The sequence below is a fragment of the Nostoc sp. CALU 546 genome (assembly GCF_048836525.1).
Genome location: NZ_JAWJTF010000012.1, coordinates 1 through 11,636 on the forward strand (window position 1 = coordinate 1; position 11,636 = coordinate 11,636).

The window sequence follows — 11,636 nt, forward strand, 5'->3', positions numbered from 1 at the left end:
GCCCCTCTGCCCCTCTGCTTCATCCTTGTATAGCAAAAGCATTTTGTTTGTTAACAGTTCTTTATCATGGGAAAAAAGCGTATAGATTAATTGAATCAATGCTTACCTCTATTAAAGACTTAGCAGCAAAACTAGCACCCCGGTTAATTGAAATTCGCCGCCACATTCACTCTCACCCAGAACTCAGCGGTCAGGAGTACCAAACAGCAGCCTTCGTAGCTGGTGTTTTGTCTTCTAGCGGTCTGCACGTAGAAGAAGGAGTTGGCAAAACGGGTGTTATTGGAGAACTCCAAGGCACTAAGCAAAATGACCGTTTGTTAGCAATTCGCACCGATATGGATGCCTTACCAATTCAAGAAGGCACTAATTTGGAATATGCCTCTCGTGCAGATGGGATTATGCACGCGTGCGGTCACGATGTCCACGCCACAGTGGGGTTAGGAACGGCAATGGTGCTGTCCCAGCTAGCAGAGGAGTTGGGTGGGAAAGTGCGGTTTTTATTTCAGCCAGCAGAGGAAATTGCCCAAGGGGCAAGCTGGATGGTGAAAGATGGAGCGATGGAAAATGTTTCGGCTGTATTAGGGGTTCATGTTTTCCCTTCTATACCCGCAGGATCTATTGGCGTGCGTTACGGGGCATTGACAGCCGCCGCTGATGATTTAGAAATTCTGATTATGGGAGAATCTGGACATGGGGCGCGTCCCCATGAGGCCATTGATGCGATTTGGATTTCTTGCCAAGTCATTACTGCACTGCAACAAGCTATCAGCCGGACGCAGAATCCTTTACGTCCTGTAGTATTGAGTATTGGGAAGATTAATGGTGGCAGAGCGCCGAATATAATTGCGGATAAAGTGCAGTTATTGGGAACCGTGCGATCGCTCCATCCTGAAACTCGTGCCCATCTCCCGAAATGGATTGAAAATATTGTATCTAATGTTTGCCATACCTACGGAGCAAACTATCAAGTCAATTATCGCCAGGGTGTACCCAGTGTTCAAAATGATTATACCCTGACGCAATTGTTACAATCAGCCGCAGAAGAAGCTTGGAGTAGCGATCGCGTTCAAGTCTTACCCGAACCTTCCCTTGGTGCTGAAGATTTTTCTATGTATTTGGAACACGCCCCCGGTTCTATGTTTCGCTTGGGTGTAGGCTACCAAGAAAGAATCATCAACCACCCATTACACCATCCCCAATTTGAAGTTGATGAATCTGCTATTATCACCGGGGTTGTAACTATGGCATACGCTGCTTATAAATACCATCAGCAAAATTTGTAAACAAAAACTCCCAGCGTTGATCTGCTGGGAGTTTTGATTTAACTAATCTTTGTTAGCAGTTATAGAAAGCCCGAAAGCATCCTATACATTTGATTCAGTAACAACACCTAGTTTTTGTTGAATTCGAGTCTTAGCAGCTTTGAATTCAGTCGCAAGTTGTTCACTTTGCTCAGTGCTTAAGTTGTTGCGAATAGCAGCAAACATTGTGGTTTCTTCTTGACGAATATGATCGCCAATAGCATCCATCAGCTGTTTGACTTTATCTTTGAATTGGGGTGAAGATGGGCTGAGAGCCTTGATTTCTTCTAATGCTTGCTTGGCATGAGCTTGTTCATCAAACAATTCTTGGGTGTTATCTTGACCGTAGAAAGGACGTACTCTTGGATAGACTGTCTCTTCTTCAGCTTCGGCGTGGGCACTTAGATCCTTGTAAATTTGACCGAAGTACTCTTGGATCTTTTGTGGATTGTTGCTTTGCAGTAGTTCGGTGAACAGGGTATTTACCTTGTTGTGATCCAGGCGAAGGACATCCTGGATATTCATATCCTTTTTGTCACTGGCTTGAGTAACAGCACTACCTACAACACCACTGACTGCGGCCATAGCGTCTTGAACACGTGCCCAAATTCCTTGATCTGCATCTTGTCCTGTGAGTTCGCGGACGCCCAGAATTTCTAGAATACCTTTGAGTTGCTCTTGGTGAGCGCGGTTTTCAAAGTTAATGGTGTTCAAAGGTGCGATCGCTAGCAAAACGTCAGCACCAGCTTTTTGAGCAGCTTTGTGAACTATTAAGCCACTCATTACTAGTTGATGTTTCAGCAATTCATGCTGAGATACTTTTTCATACAGGCTCAACTCAGAACCTTTGAACAATTCACGAGCTTTTGCAATGAATTCTGTAACAGTTTTTTTGGGTTCAGCCTGAATGCCATACTGACCGATTACAGTTTCCAGAACCCCAAGATTTTTTTCGTCATCATTCAGGAAATTACGGATGCGATCGGCAATTTCGGCATCAAGTCCTTGTGTCAAAAGCGATCGCTCATTTTCGATCACCAATTGTTGGAGTGCTTTAAGACTTGCTAATTTTAGAGCAATAGCATTGCGTTTCGTATCATCTAATGTAGCTACCATCCGTGTTCTCCTCGGCAAGTATTCGTAATTCTTACTGATATAACCTTGACATAGAGGTTAGGGATATTCCATCTTTCTTTTGAGTGATCGCGTTCACAACTCTGGGTAGAAAAAGACAATTTTAGGGTTCCAGAATAGAAATAAAAATTGAAGCGATCGTTGCAATTCTAATCAAGTATTTTAGTATGACATTCTAAAGATATAGATTACAAATTTGGCAGTAATCTATATCTTTAGAATGACAAGTAACGTCAAAAAAACTACTTCTTATTCAAGAGGGCAAAATCGTAACCAGTTCCAGTAGAGCAAGACTCGCAACGCTCGATTTTGACTAAGATTGCTTCTCCTTGACGCTCACCAGAGGGCGAAAACTGAATCATTCCTGTTGCTCCTGAAGTTGAGAAATTAGGATTAGACAGTACCTTTTGTAATCCTTCGCGGGTGTTATCTTGTTTCAAGCCAGTAATAATTGCTTGGACTGCATCATAAGCTCCTGCTGTTCTCTGATTTACCTGTGCATTCCAAAGCTGAAAGGCATTTTCTGCAAAGGGGTTATCTTTATTAGCATCACGATGCCAATACACAGGTAATACCATGCCTTCCAAATCCTTGCCATTTTGTAAAGTTGTTGCACTATACATACTTTCAGAAGCAAACAGTGGTTTTCTGCCTCTAACTTCTTGTGCTACTTTGGTGGCAAAATATATATTTCTGATTGAGGGCATTAGTAAAAAGCCACTTGCATTTTCTGTTTCTATGGCTTGATCTACAAAAGCCCTAGGGTCAAAATTCTTATCTGCCAAATTGCAAGGCGTACTAATAACGTTGCTGCCATATTTTTTGATTGCTTGAGTGTACTGTTCTACAAGTATCTGACTTGATGAGGAGCTTGAATTACTTCTTGAACTACGAGAATCACCACAAATAGCAACATTTCTTGCTTGTCGAGCAATGTAGCGAGAATGAGTATCTACTAAATTATCATATAGCGGATTTACATGAAACAAGTAATTATTTGTGGAACTATTAGGTTGATTATTTATTGAATTGCTTTCTAAATTTTCTTGATTTTCGGCTTGATTTGGTCGCTCGACAGGTAAAACTAACACCAAGCGATTCTCACTATAAATTGCGGCGTTACGTCTAACACCTACTGCTGCCACAATACTCTTGTCTTGAACTAATTCATTATCTAACCGTGTAGAATCTTCTCTATTCTCAGCACTTGCAATTACAATTTGCAGCTTCTTACCATTAATTCCTCCTTGGTTATTAACTTCATTTTGAGCTTGAGCTACACCACGCAAAATTTCTTCTGATAAACTCGGATCAAAGTTAATTGGAGCGATGACAGCAACTTTCAGAGCGCTCGAATTATCTTGTGCAATTTTGGCATTGTTTAAATAAATTAAAGTTTCTGGATCATTGGGATTATTTTTTAGAGAAGCGGTGAACTTTTTCACAGCAGTTGTAAAATCTTTTTCAGCAAAAGCTTTAACTCCATCTGTTTTCTCAGGATAGGTTTGCACTTTCACCAAAATCTTTGTACCCAAATTCATTAGTGAAGGCTTATTTGTCAATGAAGATGAAGCTGATATGGGGTTTGATGGTGTTATAATGGTCGAAGAAACTTTGCTAATTAACCACAAAATAGCTGCTACCATTACTCCTGCCAGACCTAGAGATATAAGCAGCCTCAAGTTATCTTTTTTATTTGTCATGAATAATTCCCCAAATTCTACAAAAATTATCTGAAATCAAGAGATTTATGAAAATTTAGCCATACCTAGTACCGCAAGGCGGAATTAAAAATTAAAAATTAAAATGAATACAGCATAAGGGTTTCGTTGATTTGGAATGATTGGTTTATTTCTGCCGTGTTGTACTAGTAATTTAAAAATATTTAGAAAGAAGTTTATTTATTATTTCAGACACACTCACGATAATCAGTGTCAATAAACCTGCAAGAATAACGAGTAACCCTACAAGCAGCAGACCATTTATACCAGATTTTAGAAGATTATTGGTTAGTAGATTTCTGAAAGTAAATACAATGAGTAGATTTGCTATTATAGCAATAATAATTAAATAAGTTTTTTCTAGAAGCGGGCGAGATTGAATCAAGACTAACCCTGCTAAAATTATCAACCACAATCCAGAGCTAATCCAAGTAGTTCCGAGAAAACTGATAAGTGCGATCGCTAAGAACGAACTACCTGATCCAGCAATGATTGCTCCAGACAATAATTTACTATTAGAAAATTGGGGTAGATATCGAGTTAATTTGTGTTGTTTTTGTGATTGTGAACTTGATGGTAGAGTAGGGGGAATAACTGTGGGAGCTAATGTATAACTTAGCGGTGGCAGATTATTCAACTCTTGTAATACAGCCTGTGCAGATTGATAACGTTGTTCATGATTTTCTCGTAGGAACTTATCAAGAATCATCTCTAATTCCTGACTTATGGGTTGTGTTAAATGCTGTCGCCAACTAGAAGTCCAACTATATCCTTGTTTCATCCACAAAGTTGAAGGAGAAATATTAGTCAGCAGATGAAAGCAAGTTATTCCTAAACTGTAGATATCACTAGATGGAAAAACTTTACCCACTTGCATTTGCTCAATTGGTGCATAACCTAATGAACCAATAATTGTCCCAATGGCAGTGTTTGTAGGTTCCGTCTTTTGCTTCGCCACCCCAAAATCAATTAGTACTAATTTCCCATCATTTTGACGGCGAATAATATTTTCTGGTTTAATATCTCGGTGAATTACCTGCTGTTGATGTATGTCTACTAGCACAGATAATAAATCATTTAAAAAATCTCGAATTTTGGCTTCATCAAAAACCCCCTGCTGTTTTAACTCTTGCAAAAGATTTTGCCCTTCGATAAACTGCTGCACTAAATAAAGATATTCATCTTCCTTAAAATACGCATATAAATTGGGAATTTGGACATGTTCTGCTAGCTCTTTAAGACGTTTAGCCTCTTGTTCAAATAACTCAGTCGCTTTTTGATGTGCTTGACTACCCTGAATACCATAAAATTGACTTAGAACCAGCTGTTTGACAACACATCGTTCATTGAGCTTATCTATATCTTCTGCGATATATGTGCGTGCAAACCCTCCTCTCCCTAATGGTGAGATGATCCGGTAACGATTTCTCAGTAGCGATACCAATGCTGTGCCGCAACTAAGGCAGAAATTTGCCCCGTCAGGATTTTGGGGATTCTCGCAATTAGGATTTAGGCAGCAGACCATATAATTATCGCTGTCATTTTATTAATTTTTAGAATATACCTTACATTTACTTTAGTTGTTTTTCGTAACTACTTTTAAAATATCGCTCAATAGCTACAACAGGATGGTCAAGAGATTACACTGCGATTTTAACTTGAATTGGACTGGAGACACAATGTTACGTATTTATTTTTGCATTTACCCTAAAATCTCCATTTATCGAATGAGCTAAATTTAATACTTTTTTATAATTGTATACTGATATTTTTATTTGAGCCGAAGTGATGGTTGTGCGTAGCCTAACCACCACTTTGAAGTGTCTGTTCGCACTCAACAGTAAATCTATATTTGATAACCCGCAACTTGGGTTACTAGCTATCTGTCCGAGTTTTCACCGTCATAATTTAATTGATGAAAAACACAGTAAAGCAAATTTTAATTTATTTAATTTTTCCATTGTGTATAAAAATGATGAATTTTATTTTCATCCCTCTCACATTCCTAACAAATCAGAAACAAAACTTATAAAAATTAATTATCAATAAGTTAATCTCCAAAATCAAGAAAATGATAATATTCCTGAACCACCAAGAATATTATTAAATTGGTTAGGTTCTTTAAGAAACACATAAATAGAAAACTTCACTAAAATTAGACATCAAATATTAACTTTTGATCGTAGGTTAAAAGAAACAGTTGTGAATAAAGAATATAAGTATTATATAGGATTCATCTTTGATTTCTGAAAAAACTCAGTACAACTAAGAAGCGTTCTTCCCTGTTGCCTGTTGCCTATTGCCTATTGCCATTGCCTATTGCATATTCGTCAGAAATCAAAGCGGATTCCTATATATGCAAGTAAATATGGCAAGGATAAGATAAGACCATGTGCAGAGTTATGTTTTGATAGAAAATTGAAAAATATACTCTTGTTTCTATGGCTAATTATTCCCAATCGCCAAAATAAAACGATAATATTCCTCTTGGAAATGCTAAAAATTAGGTGGGTGTTATACCCACCTAATTAAACTATACTAATAAAGCCTGCTCCTCCTGAGAAATCACACGCCCTTCATCCTCAAAACCGGCAATTTGATCAAAGTTCAAATACCGATACAAATCATCTGCAAAAGGCTCAATTCTACTCGCCACAATATCCAAATATTCCTGCACTGTCGGAAGCCGTCCTAACAGCGCACAAACTGCGGCTAATTCTGCTGAACCAAGATACACTCGCGCATCTTTACCCATACGATTATTAAAGTTGCGGGTTGAGGTAGAAAATACTGTTGTGCCATCAGCAACTCGCGCTTGATTACCCATACACAAACTGCATCCTGGCATTTCTGTACGCGCACCCGCAGCGCCAAAAACGCTGTATACACCTTCTTCTTTTAATTGGTGTTCATCCATGCGGGTTGGTGGCGCTATCCACAGGCGAGTTTTCACTTCACCTGCGCCTTCCAAAACTTTTGCGGTTGCCCGATAATGACCAATATTTGTCATGCAAGAACCGACAAATACTTCTTGCACTGGATCATTAGCAACTTCCGATAATAACTTAACATTATCAGGGTCATTAGGAGCAGCAACAATTGGTTCTTTGATTTCGTTCAAATCAATTTCAATTATTTCAGCATACTCTGCATCGGCATCGCCTTCTAATAACACGGGATTTGCTAACCATTCTTCCATCTTTGCCACACGGCGCAGCATGGTACGCGGATCGTGATAGCCCCGTGCTATCATATTTTTCAGCAACGCGACATTAGAACGCAGATATTCCGAAATTGTCTCTACACTCAGCTTAATTGTGCATCCGGCACAAGAACGTTCGGCGCTAGCATCGGTGAGTTCAAAGGCTTGTTCAACTTTTAAATCTGGCAAACCTTCTATTTCCAAAATTCGCCCAGAAAAGATATTTTTCTTGTTCTGTTTTTCTGCTGTCAGCAAACCTTTTTGAATTGCTACGTAGGGAATAGCATTCACGACATCGCGCAGGGTGATACCTGGTTGCAATTCTCCTTTAAATCTTACCAAAACTGATTCTGGCATATCTAAAGGCATGACACCCAAGGCGGCTGCAAAGGCCACTAATCCAGAACCGGCGGGGAAGGAAATACCCAAGGGGAAGCGGGTGTGAGAGTCGCCGCCAGTTCCCACGGTGTCGGGTAGCAGCATCCGGTTTAACCAAGAGTGGATGATACCATCACCGGGACGGAGGGCGACACCGCCACGAGAAGCAAAGAAGTCGGGGAGTTCGTGATGGGTTTTGATGTCTACTGGTTTGGGATAAGCTGCTGTGTGGCAGAAGCTTTGGATAACTAAGTCTGCACTGAAACCAAGACAGGCGAGTTCTTTCAATTCGTCGCGGGTCATGGGGCCTGTGGTATCTTGAGAACCAACGGTAGTAATGATGGGTTCGCAAGATGTGCCGGGACGCACACCAGGTAATCCGCAAGCTTTACCGACCATTTTTTGTGCTAGGCTGTAGCCTTTGCCTGTATCAAAGGCTTGCTGGGGACGGGTGAAAACTGTGCTGGGTTCTAAACCGAGTGCAAGACGAGTTTTGTCGGTGAGGGTACGGCCGATAAGTAGGGGGATGCGTCCACCTGCGCGGACTTCATCGAGGATGGTGTCAGGTTTAAGGTCAAAGGTGGAAATAACTTCGCCTGCTTCGTTGGTGATTTCGCCTTTGTAGGGATGAATGGTAATTACCATGCCGGTTTCGAGTTTGGTGACATCGCACTGAATAGGCAAAGCACCGGCATCTTCTGCTGTGTTGAAGAAGATTGGCGCGATCGCACCACCTAAAACATAACCCCCAGCGCGTTTGTTTGGCACAAAAGGTATATCATTTCCTGTATGCCACAATACTGAGTTAATTGCAGATTTACGCGAGGAACCGGTACCAACAACATCTCCCACGTAAGCTACAGGATGCCCTTTCTTTTTCAACTCGGCAATGGTTTGTAAACTTCCCGGTTGCCGTGACTCTAACATCACTAAGGCGTGTAAGGGAATATCTGGGCGAGTTGTGGCGCTTTGGGCGGGGGATAAGTCGTCGGTATTGGTTTCGCCTGGAACTTTAAAAACGGTGACAGTAATCGCTTCTGGGACAGTTGGGCGAAGGGTAAACCATTCAGCTTCCGCCCAAGAGTCAACTACCCGTTTGGCGAAAGGATTGGTTTTAGACAACTCTAAAACATCGTGGTAAGCGTCATACACCAAGAGGATTTTGCTTAAAGCGTTGGCGGCGTAGGCGGAAATGGGTTCTTTTCCTTGTCCGCCCATTACGAGAGGTGTTTCGGATGAGTCGGAGAGGGATACAGTAGGCAATTGCAGCAAATCGATTAGAGATTGCACATTGTAACCACCGATCATTGTGCCCAGCAATTGCACTGCTTCGATGGGCGCAATCAACGGACTGGTGATTTCTTCCTTAGCAATGGCGGTGAGAAATCCAGCTTTGACATAAGCTGCTGGATCAACACCAGGAGAAACGCGATCGCTCAATAAATGTAATAATATCTCCTCTTGACCCTTGGGCGGATTTTTCAGTAATTCACATAATTCTGATGTTTGCTTCGCATCCAATGGTAAAGGAGGAATACCGAGTGCTGCTCTTTCGGCAACGTGTTTACGATATTGTTCTAGCATTTTGATGTTCTCCATTGGGATGTTCTATCTTTAATTATGAAATTTTTAGGCAATACTTGGCTATAAAAGTTTAGCTTACTTTTATGATGAAAGCCTTACTGGTAATCAGTTATTAGCAGATTTTTTTATACTGAAAGTTTAAAAAGCGAATAGAATTTGTTACTACACAAAACTTAGTCTACCTCCGTGTACTAAGAGGATGTTTGGAAAGTCATGATTGATGTATCAAATATTGTTTTACCCCACCCTAACCCTCCCCTTATAAAAGCGAGGGAACCGGATTTTCTTGTTTCCCCCCTTTATAAGGGGGGATTAAGGGGGGTAATAATTCGATTTCTCAAGTGTAGTAATAATAAATTAGATTGATTGTTGGTTTAACCAAGTTTCTAAATCAGAAAAACTAGAAAAATCTAGCAATGCTTCTCCTAAATTCTCTAATTGTTCAAGTGATAAGCCTTGAATTTGCTCGATTAATGACGTATCAATCTCACCAATACGGCGATTGAGTTGACGCAATATTAAGTTTTGTTTTCCTTCTTGCCTTCCTTCTTGTTTTCCTTCTTGCCTTCCTTCTTCTCTGGCTTGTTCTCTATTTCTTTGATAAAGTGGTTCTAATCGCATAATTAACTCCCTATCATCTGCTTCTAATTCTTGGTTTACTCTCAAGTTTTCGCGCAAGTTGTAAACTAATTCAAGAGTTTGTTTCTGGTATGGATGATCTAATGGTAACGCTTGCAACTCGATAATCGCTTGTGACTGCACACTTCCCCTACCTAAAAGCCTCAACCATAATGTCTCTGGTGTTTGCGGTAGTTGGTGTATCGCTACAATTGCTGTCCGCAAGGCATCTGGCAGAAAATGCACTCCTGATAACCAACCTTGTTTTTGAATAGTTCCAAAGCTAGACAATCTAGTTTCAGATATGGTTGGTGTAAAAACCCACAATTTGGGAATTTCTGAGTCTTGAAGTTTGGTTTTATTTGCCTTAGCTTCTCGTCGCAGGAGAGCCTTTATTTCTAATAATTTTAGAATACAGTCGCAGATTTCATCGGTAGAAGCTGGATTGCGGTACGGTTCTATAATTGCAGGATGTTCAGCAAATCTTCCTAGCAAACCCAGTATTTGTATATTAGAGCTTTGCTGTTTAGCAGGAGTGAATAAAACATCTATTTCTTTAATCTCTCCTGATACTTTTTCTGATGCCTTGACTTCTCCGTAATCTTTTAATAATTCTTCTAGATAGTCTTTGGCAAATTGATCATGTATAAACCTGGTCATTAAATCTTAAGATTTCAGAAGTTCTGGGTTAATGCAAAGTCTTATTATATAGCAAGCCTGAATCATTCGTGATGAAATAGATCCACGACTTCTTTGAGAAGTCGTGGATCTGCTGGACACCTTTAATTTTCACCAAAAACTTGGGTCTAAAGCCATGTCTTTTGAGGACGGCTTTTTATCATTGGTGACAGGACTTTAAATGAGTAATGAGTAATGAGTGGATGAGAAATGGATATTTACTTATTGCTTATTACTTATTACTCCAAAATTACCGACTCTTCTTTCTCGGTGAGTATGTCAAAGATACTATTCTAAAAAAGTTAAAAACAGATTTTATAATCCTTTTGACTTCCCGCTAGGGCGTGGCGGTTATTGCATTTTCATTTAATTTTTTATCTGTGTTCGATTTCAAGCGTGTCAATCTGCTTTTACGGATACGTTCGCTGTCTCTAACGCCGCCTGCAAGTTCATATTCATTGCTGTTTTTGCCGTATTTGAAACCAACTCCAGTCAGCATTTTATCTGAAACCTGACTTAAGGTTTTTTCCATCTCATCCAGTTTTTTTCTAGAAGAGTCAATCATAGCTATAGCAGCATTATAATCATCAAGCATATTGTGAAAATTGTCTATTAATTGAGTCAGGTTTTGCAAGTTGTAAGTATCATCAAAATTTATATTTGGATCGATAGCTTTCAGACCGGCAACTCTAAACTCAGCTTTTTCTAAAATCCGGGAACTACGTTTTCTTCTAGTCATAATTTTACACTTTTCAAAGCTTTACAGAGCTATTTTCTCTCAATTAACCTGGATTCTGGTTCAGCAAAAAGCGCATTTTTTTTAGTAAAAGTTTTTATTTGTGTCCGTGGTTTTTCGGATTTTAACAATCAAAGGTTGATTTTCAGCAAAATAATATTATGTTTAAGCAATAGATAATAGGGCATTATCATAGGTGTCAAATTACCCCCCTCAATCCCCCCGATGCATTGGGCTACGGTGTACACACAAGTTGAAAAAAGATCAATTTCCCATTGTTCTTT

7 protein-coding genes are annotated in these 11,636 nt (G+C 39.9%); 1 reads left to right on the forward strand and 6 read right to left on the reverse strand.

The features are described from left to right. Positions 1-98 precede the first annotated feature (98 nt). Positions 99-1,283 (forward strand): M20 family metallopeptidase, encoded by a 1,185-nt coding sequence (locus RRG12_RS08435; protein ID WP_420758963.1) that lies wholly within the window; start codon positions 99-101, stop codon positions 1,281-1,283. A gap of 81 nt (positions 1,284-1,364) precedes the next feature. Here the strand turns inward: RRG12_RS08435 and RRG12_RS08440 are convergent, their stop codons facing one another. The 6 genes from RRG12_RS08440 to RRG12_RS08465 all read right to left on the reverse strand — a co-directional run bounded on the left by RRG12_RS08440 (position 1,365) and on the right by RRG12_RS08465 (position 11,355). Further along, a complete protein-coding gene (locus RRG12_RS08440; RefSeq protein WP_069068222.1) occupies positions 1,365-2,417 on the reverse strand; it encodes a hemerythrin domain-containing protein in 1,053 nt (350 codons plus the stop codon). Positions 2,418-2,677: 260 nt separating this feature from the next. After that, on the reverse strand, positions 2,678-4,138 hold the full coding sequence (locus RRG12_RS08445) for an ABC transporter substrate-binding protein (RefSeq protein ID WP_420758964.1): 1,461 nt from the start codon (positions 4,136-4,138) through the stop codon (positions 2,678-2,680). A 172-nt stretch (positions 4,139-4,310) separates the two neighbouring features. Next, positions 4,311-5,681, reverse strand: coding sequence for a protein kinase domain-containing protein (locus RRG12_RS08450; protein WP_420758965.1), 1,371 nt, complete (start codon positions 5,679-5,681; stop codon positions 4,311-4,313). Between the two features lie 1,008 nt (positions 5,682-6,689). Continuing rightward, positions 6,690-9,320, reverse strand: a complete 2,631-nt coding sequence (gene acnB / locus RRG12_RS08455; RefSeq protein ID WP_420759019.1) for a bifunctional aconitate hydratase 2/2-methylisocitrate dehydratase — start codon at positions 9,318-9,320, stop codon at positions 6,690-6,692. 357 nt (positions 9,321-9,677) lie between these two features. Further along, on the reverse strand, positions 9,678-10,598 hold the full coding sequence (locus RRG12_RS08460) for a DUF4351 domain-containing protein (protein ID WP_420758966.1): 921 nt from the start codon (positions 10,596-10,598) through the stop codon (positions 9,678-9,680). A 355-nt stretch (positions 10,599-10,953) separates the two neighbouring features. After that, on the reverse strand, positions 10,954-11,355 hold the full coding sequence (locus RRG12_RS08465; RefSeq protein WP_069068217.1) for a hypothetical protein: 402 nt from the start codon (positions 11,353-11,355) through the stop codon (positions 10,954-10,956). Between the last annotated feature and the right edge of the window lie 281 nt (positions 11,356-11,636).